The sequence below is a fragment of the Herbaspirillum sp. Sphag64 genome (genome assembly GCF_014192645.1).
In the GTDB taxonomy this organism is placed as follows: domain Bacteria; phylum Pseudomonadota; class Gammaproteobacteria; order Burkholderiales; family Burkholderiaceae_D; genus Herbaspirillum.
In genome coordinates this window covers 1-16,034 of record NZ_JACHYE010000001.1, presented here as the reverse complement: position 1 = coordinate 16,034, position 16,034 = coordinate 1, and the positions used below count along the sequence as shown (strand labels likewise).

The following is a 16,034-nucleotide window of genomic DNA, read 5'->3' as shown; positions in this document are numbered from 1 at the left end:
ATGCCGACACGGTCTCAACGACGCAATCACCTGGCCAATATCTATCGGCTGGGGATCAAGGAACTGTGGAGTCTGCTGCGCGACCCGGCGATGCTGGTGCTGATTGCCTACACCTTCTCCTTGTCGATCTACGTCGCTTCCACCGCCATGCCGGAGAGCCTCCACAATGCCGCCATCGCGATCATCGACAACGACAGTTCGCCCCTGTCGGCAACCATTGCCGCCAGTTTCTATGCGCCGCACTTCAAGACCCCCGAACTGGTCACCAGCGTCCGCGCCGATGCCGGTATGGACGACGGCGACTATACCTTTGTGCTCGATATCCCCGCCAACTTCCAGCGGGATGTATTAGCCGGACGGGCGCCGGTGATCCAGCTCAATGTGGATGCCACCCGCATGAGTCAGGCCTTCACCGGCAACGGCTATATTGAGCAGATCATCAACGACGAAGTCAGCCAGTTTGTGCAACGGCAGCAGGGCGGGGCAGCCGCACCGGTCGGGCTGGCATTGCGCATGCGCTTCAATCCAAATCTGGAGCAATCCTGGTTTGGTTCGCTGATGGAGATTATTAATAACGTCACCATGCTCTCCATCATCCTGACCGGTGCCGCGTTGATCCGTGAGCGTGAGCACGGCACCATCGAGCACTTGCTGGTGATGCCGGTAACCCCGGCCCAGATCATGTTGGCCAAGGTCTGGTCGATGGCCGCGGTCGTCACGCTGGCGGCGCTGCTGGCCTTGTTGCTGATCGTCAAAGGGGCATTGCATGTGCCGATTCAGGGGTCGATTGCCTTGTTCATGCTGGTCACCATGATGTATCTGTTTGCCACCACCTCGATGGGTATTTTCATGGCTACGCTGGCGCGCTCGATGCCGCAGTTTGGCATGTTGCTGGTGCTGGTACTGCTGCCGCTGGAGCTGCTCTCAGGTGGCTCGACACCGCGTGAGAGCATGCCGCAACTAGTACAGGACATCATGCTGGCCGCGCCGACGACACACTTTGTCGCCGCTGGTCAGGCTATTCTGTATCGCGGTGCCGGGCTCGATGTTGTGTGGCCGCAGCTATTGGCAATCTTTGGCATTGGCGCGGTGCTGTTTATGGCGGCGCTACGACGTTTCAGAAAAACCATCAGCCAGATGGCCTGATGACATCAATCTGCCTTGATCCACTTTCACTTTTCGAACGCACAGGAGTCACCATGCAAACGCAAGACAACGCCTCACTCGCCGTCATCCGCAATCGCGTCTTCGATGAACTGGCAATCGGCGACGCGGACAGCATCGAACGCACATTGACTGCCAGCGATATTCAATTGTTTGCCGCCATCTCGGGCGATGTGAATCCGCAGCATCTGGACGCTGACTATGCCGCGCATACCCGCTTTCACGGCGTGATTGCGCATGGCATGTTTGGCGGGGCACTGATCTCGGCGGTGCTGGGCACACGCTTGCCGGGGCCGGGCACGATCTATCTCGGGCAGACGCTGAAATTTCTGGCACCGGTCCACATCGGCGACACCTTGCGTACCACCGTCACCGTCAGCGCCCGCAATCCTGAAAAGAAGCGTCTGACACTGGCTTGCACCTGCGTCAATCAAGATGATGTCACCGTCATCAGTGGTGAGGCCGACGTCATTGCTCCGACCGAATCCATCGTGCGTCCACGCGCCACCTTGCCCGATATCCGCATCACCCCCGGTAGCGGTAGCCTCACGCAGCTGCTGAACCACGCCGCAGGTCTTGGTGCAGCGACGGTCGCGGTAGTGCACCCTTGCGATGCGCTGAGTTTGTCGGCAGTGCTCGATGCCCAAGCCGCCGGGTTGATCAAGCCGATCCTGATTGCACCCAAAGACAAGCTGCTGGCGGTAGCCGCCGCAGCCGGGATCGACATCGGTGGTGTGCCGATTGAGGACGTTGCCCATAGCCACGCTGCCGCAGCGCGCGCAGTGGAGCTGGCTGCAAATGGCACAGTTGAATTGTTAATGAAAGGCAGCCTGCATACCGACGAACTCATGGCCGCCGTGGTCGCCAGCCCGGCCTTACGCACCAAACGCCGCATCAGTCATTGCTACGTGATGCAGACGCCGGCCTATCCACGCCCGTTCATCCTGACCGATGCCGCCATTAACATTGCGCCTACTCTGGAAGAGAAAGCCGACATCTTGCGCAATGCAATCGACCTGGCGCACACCATTGGGGTAGCGACGCCACGCGCAGCGATTCTGGCCGCGGTAGAAACCATCAACCCGCATATGCCTGCCACGCTGGACGCTGCTGCACTGTGCAAGATGGCAGACCGGGGACAGATCAGCGGTGCGCTGGTCGATGGTCCGCTGGCCTTTGACAATGCCGTTTCACCAGCAGCAGTCAGGATCAAGGGTATTGTTTCAGAGGTTGCTGGTCAGGCCGATATTCTGCTGGTACCCGATCTGGAGAGCGGCAACATGGTCGCCAAGCAGCTCGAATTCCTCGGCGGTGCAGCCAGTGCCGGGGTCGTGATGGGAGCACGTTTGCCGATCGTTCTCACCAGTCGGGCCGACTCCCGCGAGACCCGGCTGGCCTCCTGCGCCATTGCCTTGTTGCTGGCGCACCGTTACCGGAGCGAACGGCCATGAGTGAGCATGTACTCGTCCTCAATTGCGGCTCCTCCAGCATCAAGTTCGCGTTGTATCAACGCGACCGCATTCCCAGTCAGCGCACACCCGACTGGGGCGGGCAGGTCAGTGCCATCGGTACGCCGCAGGCGGCATTAACGGTCAAGGGGGGCATCCGTGTCGCGCTAGCCCTTTCGTGTGAGCAACCTGGTCATGCAGCCTTGCTGGCGGTGCTGGAGCAGGTCTGGGCCTATCTCGGCGACGCATCATTGGTCGCGGTCGTGCATCGTGTGGTGCATGGCGGGGTCAAGTATTTTGATCCGGTGCGGGTTGATGCCAGCGTACTTGAAGACTTACGCTCCTATATACCGCTGGCACCGTTGCATCAACCGTTTGCACTGGATGCGATTGAAGCCTTGCTGGCGGACCATCCACAGCTGGTACAGATTGCCTGCTTCGATACTGGCTTCCACCGTGACATCGCACCGGTTGAGCAGATGCTGGCCTTGCCCTATGCCGCGTGGGAACGAGGAATTCGGCGTTATGGCTTCCACGGCTTGTCATATCAGTACTTGTCGATGGCGGTACCGGAGCGCATCGGGCCATTGGCGCGGCAACGCATGCTGGCGGCGCATCTTGGCAGTGGTGCGAGTCTGTGTGCGATGAAAGACTTGAAAAGTTACGCCACGACGATGGGCTTTTCGGCACTCGATGGTTTGATGATGGGGACCCGTTGCGGCGCAATCGATCCGGGTGCGGTGATTTATCTGATGGAGATCGAGAAGCTCACGCTGCAGCAGGTGGCGCATTTGCTGTATTACGAATCAGGCTTGCTGGGGGTGTCTGGCGTATCGGCGGACCCTTCAGTCCTGTTACCTTTGGAGGACCGCTCGGATGCTGTGGGCGAGCGGGTGAGGGCGGCACTGGCCTTGTACGTGCATCGGATTGTGCGGGAGGCGGGGGCCTTGATTGCGTTATTGGGTGGTGTGGATGTGCTGGTTTTTACGGCGGGCATCGGTGAGCATAGCGCGCCGTTGCGAGCACGGGTGTGTGCGGCGCTGGGGTGGTTGGATGTGGAGATTGATGCTGAATTGAATGCACAGAATGCGGCGGTTATTTCAACGCCGGGGAGTGCGGTGCTGGTGGTGGTGGAGCCGACCAATGAGGAGTGGGTTGCAGCTTTGCAGGCGCATGAGATGTTGTGAGCTTGTTGTGACGTTTTGCAGGGGTGAACGGTTGAGCGGTTGAGCGATTGAATGGGTAGATGGTTTATAGGGTGAGGGTGTGATGAATCTGCAGAATCCGACGATATTGATTCCGGTGATCAGTGTCTTGTTGCTATTGGTGGGTTATGCGTTGCGTGCGCAGCGGTGGGCGCCTTATGTGATGCTGGTGGGCGCGTTCGGGACGATGGGGTCGTTGGTTTATCACGTGGCGCGGGCGATTGGGTGAGTTCGCCATTCTTGTTCTTCTTGGCTTGCTTATCGATTGTGATTTCTTGATCTTGTGAGCGAATTGCGGGAACGGCACTGTTGCGTGTGCTGTCTCAGGAAGCCCTGTCAACTTTCGTTGGCGGGCTTTTTTTTGTTCAGGAGGAATGTAGATGATCAGGCGTTATAAAAGACTTGGTTTGGACTATAATGTAAATACATTTGTACATACGGGTGCGTAATGTACTTCGAATGGGACGAAAATAAAAATCGCGCCAATATTCGTAAACATGGCATCGACTTCAATGATGCCATTGATATCTTCAATCATCCTGTGCTGACTATGGCTGACGCACGGGAGGATTATGGCGAGGAGCGCTGGTTAGCGCTCGGGTGGCTCAAGTCAATCGTGGGCGTGGTGGTGTATGTTGAGCGAGCCGATGATGCAGTACGCATTATCTCTGCCCGTAAGGCAACCAAGAGTGAGGTTAAACGTTATGAGCAAAGTATCCAAGACTGACTGGAAGCGTCTTGCGGCGATGTCCGACAAGGAGATCGATAAGAGTGATATTCCTGAGTTGAGTGATGATTTTTTTGCGCGGGCTGAGTTGCGTACGCCGCCCAAGCAAACCGTGACAATCCGGCTGGATTCGGATGTGTTGGCGTGGTTTAAGGAGCAAGGGCAGGGTTATCAGACGCGGATCAATCAGTTGTTGCGCGTGTATATGGAAACGACGCGTCATAAATCGCGGTAGGCGCTTGCTGATGATCACCAATGTCGACTTGCACGCGTCGTATTTGATTTATTGAGGCGTTGCGTGCAAGTGGTTTTTTATTTATTCATCCCAGAATTTGTTGAGTTGGTCGATGTGTTCCTGTGAGATGTGTTGTAGCAGGGTGGCAGCGGCGATGGAGAGCCGCAGGAGGTTGGCGGCATCGGTTTTGCCGATAGCGGGGTGGGCGCTGTCTTCGGGGTCGTTGTCGAGGTTGATTTCGCGGGCGAGGTCGCTGGCGTAGCTGATTTGCAGGCTGCTGCGGATGCCTGCGCTGACGTCTCGGGTGAGTTCGATGAAGTCGGCGAAGCGGACGTCTTTGCCGGGACCGGTAATCCAGCGGAAGTCTTCGTGGGTTGGGGGGATGGGTTTTGAATCAGATGTGTCGATGCTAGGCATATGAACCTCCTTCTTAAGCGTGAACGCCGCCCACTTCGCTGCAAAACGAGGTGGGCGACAAGTGACAAGGTTTGCAGACCGGCAAGAAGGTAACCGGCAGGCCGAAGCCTCCTCACCACTGCCGCCCGTAAAGGGTGCAACATGGTGCGGACGAATAACGCCGGTAGGCGGATGTCCGCCTTCTTGGTCGAGCTGCAAAACTCGGCTCCTTCTTTTTCAGGAGCCTGCGAAGTATCAACTTTCTAAGTGCGGTGCGTCAAGTCCTTGCTGATTCCTTTTGTTCTTCGGACGAGCAAGCCGGGGGCGGCCCGGCAGCCGCTCACTTTTCTTGCTTCGCTGTATAGACCGGAGACATGGGTAACACCTGTGCCGGGCCACCCCCGGCTAGGTCGTCCGAAGAGCAACACGTATCAGCGAAGAAAGAACGACACCAGCAACACCAGCAACACCAGCAACAGCTGACATCTCCCTAAGCAAGCACTACACTATAGCCCTCAGCAAGAGAGACCAAAAGAAAGCAAAAAAGGAGCAAAGCAATGACGATTGATTGGGCCGCATTCACCCCCTGGAGTGCATCAGCGGGAGGAATACTGATCGGCCTGTCGGCAGCGATATTCATCCTGTTCAACGGTCGCATTGCTGGCATCAGCGGCATCATCGGCGGCTTGATACCGCCTCAAAGAGAAGACACCAGCTGGCGAATCGCATTCCTGGCAGGACTCATCGGCGCACCGCTGCTCTACCGCACAATCACACAGCTACCAACCACCCACATTCTCGCCGATACGCCAAGCCTCATTGTTGCCGGATTACTCGTCGGACTGGGTACCCGTTACGGCGCCGGCTGCACCAGCGGCCACGGCGTCTGCGGCCTGTCACGCATGTCAACACGCTCCCTGGTCGCCACCGCCACCTTTATGCTCGCCGGCTTCGTCACCGTCGCACTGGCACGCCACGGCCTGCAACTGCTCGGATAAGGATACCCATGCAACGACTGAGCAGCCTCATCACCGCCTTGATCGCCGGCCTCATCTTCGGCTTTGGTTTGATCCTCTCCGGCATGACCGATCCCGCCAAAGTACTCGGCTTTCTCGACCTCGCCGGCCAATGGGATCCCTCACTCATCCTCGTCATGGGCGGTGCAATTGCCGTGGCGACACCTGCATTCCTGATCGCCAAACGACGTGCCGCCAAACAACAGCAAAGCCTGCTTGGCGAACCCTTACGCCTGCCCACCAGCCGCAACATAGAAGGCACTCTGGTACTCGGCGCGTTGTGCTTCGGCGTTGGCTGGGGCATTGCAGGCTACTGCCCCGGACCGGCATTGGCATCGCTCGCCAGTGGTAGTGCACCAGCGCTGATATTCAGTGTCGCCATGCTTGCCGGCATGGCGCTGTTTGCACTCATCCAACGCTACCGTTATCGCTCATAAAGGTCGCAATCATCATGTTCAACAAGGCTTGGTGCAAAACAATCCTCTTGCTCGGCGGCTGCAGCATCGCTGTGATGGCGCAGGCCATGGACTTCGCGGTGCACGTTCCCTATCTGGTCATGTCCGGCGGTGTCGTGGGAAATGAAGCACGGATTTTGGCGGCAGCACTCAAAGACAACCCGGGAATCACTACCATCATCCTCAAGGACTCCCATGGTGGATTTGCACCCACTGGTTATGACGTCGGGCAGATGATTCGCGAGCGTGGGCTCAATACCGCTTTGTCCGGCTATTGCTTGTCATCGTGCTCGCGGATGTTCCTCGGCGGGAACCAGCGTCAATATTCCGACGACCAGCCGCTCGAAATGACCACCGTCGGTTTTCACGGTAATTACTCGGATCAAGGACAACTGCTGCCGTCGAGTACCGCTATCCTCAAACCATGGATTGACAAATACAGCGATGGCAAAGCCAACCCTGCGCTGGTTGATCAATGGGTACATATTCAAACCAATCACGGTATGGCCTTTTTCTATCACAAGGATGCGCAGGTTAAATTTGACAGCCCCGAAAAAGTCTTGCTCTGCCTCGGTACCGAAGACCGCCATGCACGTGCCGAACAATGCCAAAAGCCGCATCTCGGTAATGCACTCGACAATGGCATCGTCACCACCTGGGACATACTGAAAGTCAGGGATGTCATCAATGCACCCACAACCGGCAAGTGACAAGCCACTGTGATAGTTATCAATAATTTAACTTTATTTACCTTGCTAAACAATTAAGTCAATTCGCTACCGTGTTACAGTCGCGAGTCATTTTTGATGCTACGCTGCTGAGCTTTGCCAGCTGGGACAATCATGCGTAGACAAATACGAACGGGCAGGTTTGTCGTTGCAAAAATGACGAATTAATTAAATCAAATAAAACAAATTACTCATTTAGTGAATTTATTTGTTAAAATTGTTTTTGGGGTTGGATTAAAAGGGGGCGCAAGCAAATGTGAAGCGCTGGTATTGGAGGCCCCCCCATAAATTGGCTGATAGTGTGCAGAATCGGCGTCGGAAAAAGTCGTCACAGCGTTCCACCGAGGAACAATAAGGTATTCTGAACAAGCATCGGCAAGACCTGCAGCAGTAAGTACCGAAGGCCTAATTTCCATCTTTAGCGAGACGACAAATGGATGCATTTCAAAAAGAGATCGACGAACGCACAAATTTGACCAGCAGCAACAAATTTGAATTATTGCTGTTCCGGCTCGGGAGCAACGATGGCAGTATCGGTGAATTGTTCGGCATTAATGTGTTCAAGATTCGCGAAATCGTGCCCATGATGCAGATCACCAAGGCAGCCGGCGTCAAGCCACCGCTGATGGGGATGATCAACATGCGCGGACAGGTGATTCAGGTCATCGACTTGCCAGCAGTGGCTGGCTGCACGCCAAAAACCGGTCTCAATATTTTGCTCATCACCGAGTTTGCCCGTCATACGCAGGCGTTCGCGGTAGAGTCGGTCGAAGAAATCGTTCGTCTGGACTGGAGCCAGGTCTTGTCGGCAGAGTCACGTGCTGGTGGCGAAGTGGTCAATAGTATCGCCCGTCTGGGACGCGGCGATGAGCCCGGCAATCTGGTGCAGGTCCTGGACGTCGAGCAGATTCTGGAAATGGTCTCGCCCACACCGAAACCTGCGGAAAAGCCGAAGGAAGATACCTTGCAGTCGCTGCTCAAGCCGGGTGCTGTCATCCTCGCTGCGGATGACTCGAAGGTGGCGCGGGCCTTGATCGAAAACGGTTTGGCTTCGCTCGGCCTGCCTTTCATCATGACCAAGACCGGTAAGGAAGCCTGGGAAAAACTATTGGCCATGACGGCTGAGGCGCAACAGACAGGCGGACGCATTGGTGACAAGATTGCGCTGGTGCTGACTGACCTGGAAATGCCTGAAATGGACGGCTTTACGCTGACCCGTAATATCAAGACCGATCAGCGTCTGAAGGATATTCCGGTCGTGATTCATTCTTCCTTGTCCGGTTCGGCCAACGAAGATCACGTCAGAAGCGTTGGTGCTGATGGATATGTGGCCAAATTCTCGGTTGAGGATTTGTCAACGACGATCAAGGCCGCGTTGATCAAGCGCAAAAACGCTGGTGCCTGATGACAGGTAACTCAGTGCGGGCCGATAGCGTTGCTGTCGGTCCGTTGTGCGGCTCGATGGCTGCGCAACCGTTATATCACCGGGCTTTGCCACTATCACCAAGAGTCGCCCATGGCCATAGATAATCGAGAACAACTGGCAACCCGGATTTATTTTGATCGCAGCTTCAATTGCGACAGCGCCAAAATTCTCCCGGGCGAATATTATTTCACCAACAAGGAAATGATGATCGTCACGGTCCTCGGTTCCTGTGTCTCTGCTTGCATTCGCGATCGTGTCAGTGGTATTGGCGGCATGAACCATTTCATGTTACCCGACGGCGGTGGTGAGTCGGATTCGCCGGTGTCGGCATCAATGCGCTATGGCACCTATGCCATGGAAGTGCTGATCAATGAGCTGCTCAAGGCTGGCGCACGTCGCGAAAATCTGGAAGCCAAGGTATTCGGTGGCGGAGCGGTGATCAAAGGTATGACCGCCATGAACGTGGGAGAACGCAATGCCCGCTTCGTAAAGACGTATCTGGCCACGGAAAAAATCCTCATCACAGCGGAAGACCTCAATGATGTCTGGCCACGCCGCGTGCATTATTTCCCCAGGACCGGCAAGGTCATGGTCAAGAAGCTGCGCGAACAGGACAACACGCTTATTTCCTACGAAAAGGAATACGCCGGCAAGCTCTCCGCCAAGCCAGTTACGGGCGAAATCGATCTGTTTTAGTGTGGATTTTCGGTTGAGAAGACGACTGCTCAGCGGGGCTTCTTCTCGGCCCGTCTGACCAGTTTTTGCACACTCGGACGAATGATCAGGAAGCCGCGATAAGACCACTCCATGATCGTCAGCATCCCCGGCAAACTCGCCAGTCTGGCCAGCCAGCGCCAGCCGGGAAGCTGCTTCCAGACATGTACAAATCCCGCGGCGCCACTCAATAGTTTTCCCTCCGGCGTGACGACGTGGAAGCGCCGCATCAAGGTTTCTTTGCTTAGTCCTGATGGTGCTGCATAGGTACAGGCTGAAATATCGACCCACTGCATCTCGCCATCGGCTTTCAGATCTTTATAGAGTGCGATTTCTCGTCGACACAAGGGGCAGGAGCCATCGAACAGCACCTGTGTTGGTGCTGCTTCAGAGGGGCAATTAGGTGTAGTCGATGGCGTGTTGTCGAGCTGATTCATGGCGGCTTCTTTCGGCGAGGATCCGAGTATGCACCGTTCGCCAGAATCTTGCTGTGCTGTTGGCGAACTCGCCATGTTGCTTACCAGCGCAGCAGGCGCGGTCCGAGAATCGCACCGGCAATCGCTGGAATCAGCATCCCTAGCAGATACCAGATACCCCAGAAAGCGGCACTCATTTCCGGACAATGCAGGCAGTACGCCATGGTCGCAATCGAACTCGCCAGCAAGCCTGCTGCTGCACCGGCCAAGCGCAGCCGGGTCGGTGCCATCTGTCGCACAGCGCGGGTAATGGTTACGCACAGCGGCAGCGATAGCAGCACAATGCACAGCGGGCACACACGCCATGTGAGTCCCATGATGAGCTGCCAGCGCAGCTCGGCAGGTGCATTGATCAGCAAGACCAGTGCGCCCAGCCAGACCGCCAGAATCGGCAACCCTGGCGCCAGTACCAGCCAGCTTGCCTGGCGTGGCATACCTGGACGGCTTGCGCGCAGCAGCAGGCGTAGCGACAGAACTGCCAACGCCGCCGGGAACGCCATCTTGATCCAGAACAGCGGGGTGACCAGCATGATGCGGATATCGTGGCGCAGGCCAAACAGCACAATGGTCATGAGTACCGCAGCGGCTGCACCGACCAGGATGGCCATGCTGAAGCTTTTGCGTTGTGCATGACGATCAACGGGAGTGACCCCGGTAGCGAGCATGGAAATAAAATCGTCTGTTTTCATGAAATTAACCGCATTCTGGCTGCCAGCGCCTTGAGACCGCGGTGTATACCAACCTTGACGGCAGACTCTGACAGACCTGTCAGTTGTGCCGTTTCGGCGACTGACAATCCTTCTAGTTTAACGTGAACAATCGGTAGCCGTTGTTTGTCAGGCAATTGCTCCAGCAAAACGTCGATATCGCGCTTGGCATCATTGGCGGGCGTTTCATCGGCGCTGGCAAACAGTTCTACGTAGTCATCCAGGGGTTCATTGAAGGCGTCATGCCGCGAGCGCATCCGCAGGAAATCCATCAGCTTGTAGCGCGCAATTGCATACACCCAGGCCGTCAGCGGCTCAGAGGCGCGGTAGGTATGGCGGGCGTTATGGATCGCCAACAGGGTCTCTTGCACAATATCCTCAACGTCATCATGGAGATGGAACAGACGCTTGCGCACGTAGGCGCGCAGGCGCGTACTGAGCGCATCGAGAAACTGCCGGTAGGCACGTTCGTCGCCGTCCAGTCCGGCCAGTAACAGCGCCTTGAGTCGCGCTTCGACAGCGAGCTCCGGTTGATGTTGTTTTGGTTCTGGTTCTGTTAGTCGCATCGTGTGGCGGCCAGCTTACGGAGCAAAGTTGAGTCAGGTATGTGGTCAGTGCATCAGCATCAAGGGCATCAGTCCCGCCTGCCTTTACGTCTATTAATGAGATTTTTCTTGCCCAGCGAGTTCCATCGGCGCTTATTGTAAAGCAACGGCGTGTTTTGGCAGCGTAATCAATGCAAGTGATTGCGTTTGGCAACAACATGGCTGGTACAGGTGTTTTCATCAAATTCTCCTTCTGTATTTCCCCTTTTTACGCGGCCAGTCCTGACCGTCGTCAAGGTAAGACAGATACTTGTCTTGATGTTCGTATATGGAATCAATTCGGTTACACTCCGAACAAAATAAAAATAAGTTTCAAAAAGTTTTAAAATTTTTTCGATTGAGTGTAACCAGACCTTGATTTGCCACGAACTACCGTACAGATCATTTGCACTGGCTCTCAGTGGTGCAAATATCTAATCCAATTTGCTTCTCCATTTCTCTTTAAGGAGTACCACATGAACACCGTCAAATTCGCTACTGCTGCCTTCACCCTCGCTGCCCTGACCTCGGGAATTGCCATGGCACAAAACATGCCAGCCGCCAAGACTGCCGTCGAGAAGTGCTACGGCGTTTCGATGGCTGGTCAAAACGATTGCAAGGCAGGTGAAGGTACGACCTGCGCTGGTACTTCCAAGATGGACTATCAGGCCAACTCCTGGAAAAACGTGCCTGCTGGCACATGTACCAGCATCAAGACACCTAAGGGTCACGGTACCTTGGCGCCAATGTAATTGCTGTCTGGCACGGTCCTGATATGCAAACGAACCTGGGTGCAGGGTTGAGCCTGAAGCCACAGCATTTTGGCGAAGCCGTGCAATATCGTGCCGGTCAGATGTGGTTTGAGGTCCATCCCGAAAACTATCTCATGGCAGGTGGGCCACGACTGGCGTGGCTGGAGGCGGTACGCAACCAGCATCAGCTGTCTTTGCATGGGGTCTCGCTATCGCTGGCGGGGGCTGCGGCTCCCGATCAGCAGCATTTGCAGCGACTGGCTAACCTGATTGATCGGGTGCAGCCAGCGCTGATTTCTGAACATCTGGCGTGGTCAACGCTGGATGGGCATTATTTTCCTGATCTATTGCCGATGCCACGTACGAATGCGGTGTTGGACCGCGTTGCCGCCAATATTGCGCAGACGCAGGACACGCTCAAACGCCGTATTGCGATCGAAAACCCATCCCATTATCTGCAGATGGCGCAGCACGACTGGAGCGAAACCGATTTTCTGACCGAGCTGACACGGCGTACTGGTTGCGGCCTGTTGCTTGATGTTAATAACGTGTACGTCAGTGCTCACAACCTGGGCTATGACGCTGTAGCTTATCTGGATGCGCTGCCGGCAACAGCGATTGATGAAATTCATCTGGCCGGGCATAGCGAAGATCACGATGCCGATGCCCGACTGCTGATCGACTCGCATGATGCTGCCGTGGCGCCTGCGGTGTGGCAGCTTTATCGTCATCTGATCGGGCGGATCGGCCCGCGGCCGACGCTCATTGAGCGAGATGACAAGATTCCTGCTTTCGGCGAGTTGCTGGCCGAACGCGAGCAGGCGCAGCAGATACTCACTGCATCGGGAGCTGAGCAATGTCTGGCGTAAATACGGCATTTGATCAGGAACAGTTTCAACGTGCCTTCCTGGCAGCGATCTATCAAGCCGAGCAGGCGCACACTGGCAGTGGCGTAGAGCTGGTGCAGCAACTACGTGCGCAGCCGGGTTTCAAGGTGTATCGCAATACCGTACTCAAGGCCAGTGTTGATGCACTGGCCGCCAATTATCCGAGCGTTGTGCAATTGGTCGGGCTGGACTGGTTCCGGGCGGTAGCCTTGATCCATGTCAGCCAGACGCCGCCGGAGAATGTCTGCCTGATCGAATACGGTGAGCAGTTTGCCGATTTTCTGCGGCACTTTGAAGGTGCTGCCGAATTGCCGTATTTGGCGGATGTAGCAGCGCTCGACCGTGACTGGACGGAGTGCCATATCGCCGCCGACACCATCGCGCTGGATGCCGCGCAATTGGCAGCACTGGCACCGCAAGACTTGCTCGCACGCGTGTTGCAGCCTGCTGCCGCAGTGCGCTGGCACTGGTCACCGACACAACCGGCCTATTCGATCTGGCAGGCGCAGCGCGGTGGTGCTGCGGTGCAGGATGATCTGGTCTGGCAAGGTGAGGGCGCCTTGCTTAGCCGCGTGGAGGGGCAGGTGATCTGGCAGCCGGCATCGCTGGGAATGTGCCACTTCCTTGATGCCTGTGTCGCAGGTGACGATTTACAGTCAGCAGCGGCCCGTGCAATGGGCGTAGAACCGGCTCTGGATGTGGCACAACTATTAAGTAGCCTGATTCAGGCGCAGGTATTTGCCGGCTGAACAGCACAGTCACCCTTGTAGCCTCACTCCCGATTTTTGAATCACCTAACCCCCATGGAGCGCAGCATGCCTGAACTATCCAACACCAGCACATCCGCAGCGACATCGGCACCAGCTGCGGTACGTCTCTATAACCGTATCGCGGAACTGGTCACGGGCGCTATCGGCGAAAGTGTGCTGACCCTGATTGCCCGGGTGGCGATTGCAGCCGTTTTCTTTCTGTCGGGGCGTACCAAGGTCACTGGCTTTCTGACAATCAAGGACAGCACTTATACGTTGTTTGAGCAAGAGTACAAGTTGCCCCTGGTCCCGCCTGAGATTGCGGCCCATATGGCAGCCTATGCGGAGCATTTCTTCCCGTTGCTGCTGATACTGGGCCTGTTCACCCGTGGCGCTGCACTTGGTTTGCTGGGCATGACAACGGTGATTGAGATCTTTGTCTATCCGGATGCCTGGCCAACCCATCTGACCTGGGCCGGGCTGTTATTGCTGATCGTGGCGCGCGGTGCAGGCGTCATCTCGCTGGATCGTTTGTTCGGGATCAAATAGGCGTTATCAATACAATATAAGAAAGGGGTTCGCCATGTTTGCGAAACTTAAAATCCGCACCAGCCTGCTATTTGTGCTGAGCATTTTTTCGCTCGCCTTGTGGACTGCGGTTTTTATTGCCTGGACCGACGCACGCTTGTCAGCGCGCGCGATGCAGGATCTGATTGCCTTGTCGGATCAGCAGATTCAACCACTGCATGAGGTGGAGCGGCTGTTTCAGTCGACCCTGATCAATATGGATAACGCTTACATCAACCTCGTCAAGGGCGATGAGATCAAGGCAAACGACTATACCCGCAAGGCTTCGGCGGCATTGATGGCGTCAAAAAAGGCATTTGATGTCTATCGGGCCGGAGACAAAATGGCGAGCGGACTTGCAGAACGCTCGCAACAGGTCACCAGTGCCTATGATGCCTACACCAAAGTACTCAATGGTCGTGAAGTGGCACTCTATGATGTGTCGCTGGACGCTTACGCCGCCGCGACCACGAGTGCGGAAGAGGCAGATCGTCAATTCGCCGGTACCTTGCGCAAGGTGATCAGCGATGCAGAGACCGTCCGCATCCAGCTCATTGCTGCTTCCGAGCAGCGTTATACGGTAGCCGCTTACCTGGCGGCGGGACTGTTTGCATTCTCGCTGTTGCTGGTCGGCTTTTACTGGGTATTGTTTGCCCGGGTATTACTGCAACCACTGGCAACCACTGGTCACTATTTTGATCGGATTGCTGGCGGTGATCTGACTACCCGCATCGAGGGCGCGTCCAACAATGAAATCGGTATCCTGCTGGGTGCCTTGCAACGCATGCAAACGGGACTGGTTGGCACTGTGGCGGCAATTCGTCACAGTACAGAGGAAGTCAATCGTAGTGCGCGTGACATTGCTGGTGGCAATCTTGAGTTGTCTTCTCGCACCGATCAGCAGGCTTCTTCCCTCGAAGAAACGGCGGCGACACTGGAGCAGCTCTCGGCTGCTGTCAAACAAAACGCTGAAAATACCCGGCATACCAATACGCTGGCGGCCACTGCTGCCGGTGATGCGGTCAAGGGTGGCGAGCTGATGTCGCGCATCGTGGGAACGATGGATCAGGTCTCTGCCAGTGCCAGCAAGATTTCAGAAATCGTTAGTGTGATTGATGGCATCGCTTTTCAAACCAATATCCTGGCGCTGAACGCGGCTGTCGAGGCAGCACGGGCGGGTACCCAAGGACGTGGCTTTGCGGTCGTTGCCAGCGAAGTCCGCTCTCTGGCCTTGCGTAGCGCAGAAGCGGCCAAGGAAGTGAAGGTCTTGATTGGTGAGTCGGCCGCCTGTATTGATCTGGCTTCGGAGCAGGTGGTCGAAACCGGACGCGCGATGGCACAAATCGTGAGTTCGGTGAATACGGTCATGAATACCATGAACGAGATTTCGATTGCCACGCAGGAGCAGGCCGATGGACTGGAGCAAGTCAGCAGAGTAGTGGTGGAAATGGATAAATCGACGCAAGACAATGCCACACTGGTTGAACATACTGCCAATGCTGCAAATGGCTTGACCCGGCAGGCGGGAACATTATTGGATGCGGTCTCGGTATTTCATGTCGATAATACGTTGGCACCAGCCACCTTTTCTGAACCCGGCTCAGAAGTGGCTTTGACTTTGGCGTGATAGTCGGATATCAGACCTTATCGTGCGCGAAGATATTGCACCCGAAATGTGCGCGCCAATAAAAAAAACCCTTTGCTGAACCGCACCCCAAAAGTTGGACACCAATCCAACCTTTGGGGTGTTTTTCATGGCGAAGTACGAAACGAAATTCAAGCATGAGGTAGTGCAACG

General features: G+C 55.8%; 19 protein-coding genes and 1 pseudogene. 16 read left to right on the top strand and 4 right to left on the bottom strand.

Going from position 1 to position 16,034, the window contains the following annotated elements; all coding sequences use genetic code 11:
• The 6 genes from FHW66_RS00100 to FHW66_RS00075 all read left to right on the top strand — a co-directional run bounded on the left by FHW66_RS00100 (nucleotide 1) and on the right by FHW66_RS00075 (nucleotide 4,779).
• A complete protein-coding gene (locus FHW66_RS00100) occupies nucleotides 1-1,146 on the top strand; it encodes an ABC transporter permease (protein ID WP_183377698.1) in 1,146 nt (381 codons plus the stop codon).
• A gap of 53 nt (nucleotides 1,147-1,199) precedes the next feature.
• Nucleotides 1,200-2,615 carry a bifunctional enoyl-CoA hydratase/phosphate acetyltransferase gene (locus FHW66_RS00095; RefSeq protein WP_183377697.1) on the top strand — a complete coding sequence of 472 codons (1,416 nt, stop codon included), beginning with the start codon at nucleotides 1,200-1,202 and terminating at the stop codon, nucleotides 2,613-2,615.
• Nucleotides 2,612-3,799 (top strand): acetate/propionate family kinase, encoded by a 1,188-nt coding sequence (locus FHW66_RS00090; RefSeq protein ID WP_183377696.1) that lies wholly within the window; start codon nucleotides 2,612-2,614, stop codon nucleotides 3,797-3,799. Before FHW66_RS00095 ends, FHW66_RS00090 begins: the two co-directional genes overlap by 4 nt.
• A gap of 82 nt (nucleotides 3,800-3,881) precedes the next feature.
• Nucleotides 3,882-4,046 carry a hypothetical protein gene (locus FHW66_RS00085; protein WP_183377695.1) on the top strand — a complete coding sequence of 55 codons (165 nt, stop codon included), beginning with the start codon at nucleotides 3,882-3,884 and terminating at the stop codon, nucleotides 4,044-4,046.
• A 219-nt stretch (nucleotides 4,047-4,265) separates the two neighbouring features.
• Nucleotides 4,266-4,544, top strand: a complete 279-nt coding sequence (locus FHW66_RS00080) for a BrnT family toxin (RefSeq protein WP_183377694.1) — start codon at nucleotides 4,266-4,268, stop codon at nucleotides 4,542-4,544.
• Complete coding sequence (locus FHW66_RS00075; protein WP_183377693.1) at nucleotides 4,522-4,779, top strand: BrnA antitoxin family protein; 258 nt, start codon at nucleotides 4,522-4,524, stop codon at nucleotides 4,777-4,779. The genes FHW66_RS00080 and FHW66_RS00075 overlap by 23 nt, the downstream gene beginning before the upstream one ends.
• Nucleotides 4,780-4,860: 81 nt before the next feature.
• Here the strand turns inward: FHW66_RS00075 and FHW66_RS00070 are convergent, their stop codons facing one another.
• Nucleotides 4,861-5,196: a hypothetical protein gene (locus FHW66_RS00070; protein ID WP_183377692.1), complete on the bottom strand. Its 336-nt coding sequence runs from the start codon at nucleotides 5,194-5,196 to the stop codon at nucleotides 4,861-4,863.
• Nucleotides 5,197-5,714: 518 nt separating this feature from the next.
• On the opposite strand from FHW66_RS00070, the pseudogene FHW66_RS00065 reads away from it, so the two are divergent.
• The 5 genes and pseudogenes from FHW66_RS00065 to cheD form a co-directional block, all read left to right on the top strand.
• Nucleotides 5,715-6,173 (top strand): annotated as a pseudogene (locus FHW66_RS00065) (YeeE/YedE family protein); the annotation flags it as partial.
• A gap of 8 nt (nucleotides 6,174-6,181) precedes the next feature.
• Nucleotides 6,182-6,628, top strand: coding sequence for a DUF6691 family protein (locus tag FHW66_RS00060; protein WP_183377690.1), 447 nt, complete (start codon nucleotides 6,182-6,184; stop codon nucleotides 6,626-6,628).
• A 14-nt stretch (nucleotides 6,629-6,642) separates the two neighbouring features.
• A complete protein-coding gene (locus tag FHW66_RS00055; RefSeq protein ID WP_183377689.1) occupies nucleotides 6,643-7,356 on the top strand; it encodes a hypothetical protein in 714 nt (237 codons plus the stop codon).
• A 451-nt stretch (nucleotides 7,357-7,807) separates the two neighbouring features.
• Entirely contained in the window at nucleotides 7,808-8,779 is a 972-nt protein-coding gene (locus tag FHW66_RS00050) for a chemotaxis protein (protein WP_183377688.1), read from the top strand.
• A 111-nt stretch (nucleotides 8,780-8,890) separates the two neighbouring features.
• Nucleotides 8,891-9,496, top strand: a complete 606-nt coding sequence (gene cheD, locus FHW66_RS00045; RefSeq protein WP_183377687.1) for a chemoreceptor glutamine deamidase CheD — start codon at nucleotides 8,891-8,893, stop codon at nucleotides 9,494-9,496.
• Nucleotides 9,497-9,525: 29 nt separating this feature from the next.
• On the opposite strand, the gene FHW66_RS00040 is transcribed toward cheD, so the two are convergent.
• The 3 genes from FHW66_RS00040 to FHW66_RS00030 all read right to left on the bottom strand — a co-directional run bounded on the left by FHW66_RS00040 (nucleotide 9,526) and on the right by FHW66_RS00030 (nucleotide 11,263).
• A complete protein-coding gene (locus FHW66_RS00040; protein WP_183377686.1) occupies nucleotides 9,526-9,951 on the bottom strand; it encodes a thiol-disulfide oxidoreductase DCC family protein in 426 nt (141 codons plus the stop codon).
• 80 nt (nucleotides 9,952-10,031) lie between these two features.
• Nucleotides 10,032-10,679: a DUF1109 domain-containing protein gene (locus FHW66_RS00035; protein ID WP_183377685.1), complete on the bottom strand. Its 648-nt coding sequence runs from the start codon at nucleotides 10,677-10,679 to the stop codon at nucleotides 10,032-10,034.
• Nucleotides 10,676-11,263 carry a sigma-70 family RNA polymerase sigma factor gene (locus FHW66_RS00030; protein WP_183377684.1) on the bottom strand — a complete coding sequence of 196 codons (588 nt, stop codon included), beginning with the start codon at nucleotides 11,261-11,263 and terminating at the stop codon, nucleotides 10,676-10,678. The genes FHW66_RS00035 and FHW66_RS00030 overlap by 4 nt, the downstream gene beginning before the upstream one ends.
• Before the next feature lie 494 nt (nucleotides 11,264-11,757).
• Here FHW66_RS00030 and FHW66_RS00025 point away from each other — a divergent pair, with 494 nt between their 5' ends.
• From FHW66_RS00025 to FHW66_RS00005, 5 genes are all read left to right on the top strand, one after another.
• Nucleotides 11,758-12,033, top strand: a complete 276-nt coding sequence (locus FHW66_RS00025) for a DUF2282 domain-containing protein (RefSeq protein WP_183377683.1) — start codon at nucleotides 11,758-11,760, stop codon at nucleotides 12,031-12,033.
• Between the two features lie 23 nt (nucleotides 12,034-12,056).
• Entirely contained in the window at nucleotides 12,057-12,902 is an 846-nt protein-coding gene (locus FHW66_RS00020; RefSeq protein WP_183377682.1) for a DUF692 domain-containing protein, read from the top strand.
• Complete coding sequence (locus tag FHW66_RS00015; protein WP_183377681.1) at nucleotides 12,890-13,669, top strand: DNA-binding domain-containing protein; 780 nt, start codon at nucleotides 12,890-12,892, stop codon at nucleotides 13,667-13,669. Before FHW66_RS00020 ends, FHW66_RS00015 begins: the two co-directional genes overlap by 13 nt.
• A 66-nt stretch (nucleotides 13,670-13,735) precedes the next feature.
• Nucleotides 13,736-14,218 (top strand): DoxX family protein, encoded by a 483-nt coding sequence (locus FHW66_RS00010; RefSeq protein ID WP_183377680.1) that lies wholly within the window; start codon nucleotides 13,736-13,738, stop codon nucleotides 14,216-14,218.
• Between the two features lie 34 nt (nucleotides 14,219-14,252).
• The gene (locus FHW66_RS00005; RefSeq protein WP_183377679.1) at nucleotides 14,253-15,863 is read left to right on the top strand and encodes a methyl-accepting chemotaxis protein; all 1,611 of its coding nucleotides are present in this window, start codon (nucleotides 14,253-14,255) and stop codon (nucleotides 15,861-15,863) included.
• Nucleotides 15,864-16,034: the final 171 nt, after the last annotated feature.

Excerpts from the sequence above, each read along its gene's own strand:
- FHW66_RS00100 (WP_183377698.1), top strand. The coding sequence starts at position 1 with ATGCCGACACGGTCTCAACGACGCAATCACCTGGCCAATATCTATCGG.
- FHW66_RS00095 (WP_183377697.1), top strand. The coding sequence starts at position 1,200 with ATGCAAACGCAAGACAACGCCTCACTCGCCGTCATCCGCAATCGCGTC.
- FHW66_RS00090 (WP_183377696.1), top strand. The coding sequence starts at position 2,612 with ATGAGTGAGCATGTACTCGTCCTCAATTGCGGCTCCTCCAGCATCAAG.
- FHW66_RS00085 (WP_183377695.1), top strand. The coding sequence starts at position 3,882 with ATGAATCTGCAGAATCCGACGATATTGATTCCGGTGATCAGTGTCTTG.
- FHW66_RS00080 (WP_183377694.1), top strand. The coding sequence starts at position 4,266 with ATGTACTTCGAATGGGACGAAAATAAAAATCGCGCCAATATTCGTAAA.
- FHW66_RS00075 (WP_183377693.1), top strand. The coding sequence starts at position 4,522 with ATGAGCAAAGTATCCAAGACTGACTGGAAGCGTCTTGCGGCGATGTCC.
- FHW66_RS00070 (WP_183377692.1), bottom strand. The coding sequence starts at position 5,196 with ATGCCTAGCATCGACACATCTGATTCAAAACCCATCCCCCCAACCCAC.
- FHW66_RS00060 (WP_183377690.1), top strand. The coding sequence starts at position 6,182 with ATGCAACGACTGAGCAGCCTCATCACCGCCTTGATCGCCGGCCTCATC.
- FHW66_RS00055 (WP_183377689.1), top strand. The coding sequence starts at position 6,643 with ATGTTCAACAAGGCTTGGTGCAAAACAATCCTCTTGCTCGGCGGCTGC.
- FHW66_RS00050 (WP_183377688.1), top strand. The coding sequence starts at position 7,808 with ATGGATGCATTTCAAAAAGAGATCGACGAACGCACAAATTTGACCAGC.
- cheD (WP_183377687.1), top strand. The coding sequence starts at position 8,891 with ATGGCCATAGATAATCGAGAACAACTGGCAACCCGGATTTATTTTGAT.
- FHW66_RS00040 (WP_183377686.1), bottom strand. The coding sequence starts at position 9,951 with ATGAATCAGCTCGACAACACGCCATCGACTACACCTAATTGCCCCTCT.
- FHW66_RS00035 (WP_183377685.1), bottom strand. The coding sequence starts at position 10,679 with ATGAAAACAGACGATTTTATTTCCATGCTCGCTACCGGGGTCACTCCC.
- FHW66_RS00030 (WP_183377684.1), bottom strand. The coding sequence starts at position 11,263 with ATGCGACTAACAGAACCAGAACCAAAACAACATCAACCGGAGCTCGCT.
- FHW66_RS00025 (WP_183377683.1), top strand. The coding sequence starts at position 11,758 with ATGAACACCGTCAAATTCGCTACTGCTGCCTTCACCCTCGCTGCCCTG.
- FHW66_RS00020 (WP_183377682.1), top strand. The coding sequence starts at position 12,057 with ATGCAAACGAACCTGGGTGCAGGGTTGAGCCTGAAGCCACAGCATTTT.
- FHW66_RS00015 (WP_183377681.1), top strand. The coding sequence starts at position 12,890 with ATGTCTGGCGTAAATACGGCATTTGATCAGGAACAGTTTCAACGTGCC.
- FHW66_RS00010 (WP_183377680.1), top strand. The coding sequence starts at position 13,736 with ATGCCTGAACTATCCAACACCAGCACATCCGCAGCGACATCGGCACCA.
- FHW66_RS00005 (WP_183377679.1), top strand. The coding sequence starts at position 14,253 with ATGTTTGCGAAACTTAAAATCCGCACCAGCCTGCTATTTGTGCTGAGC.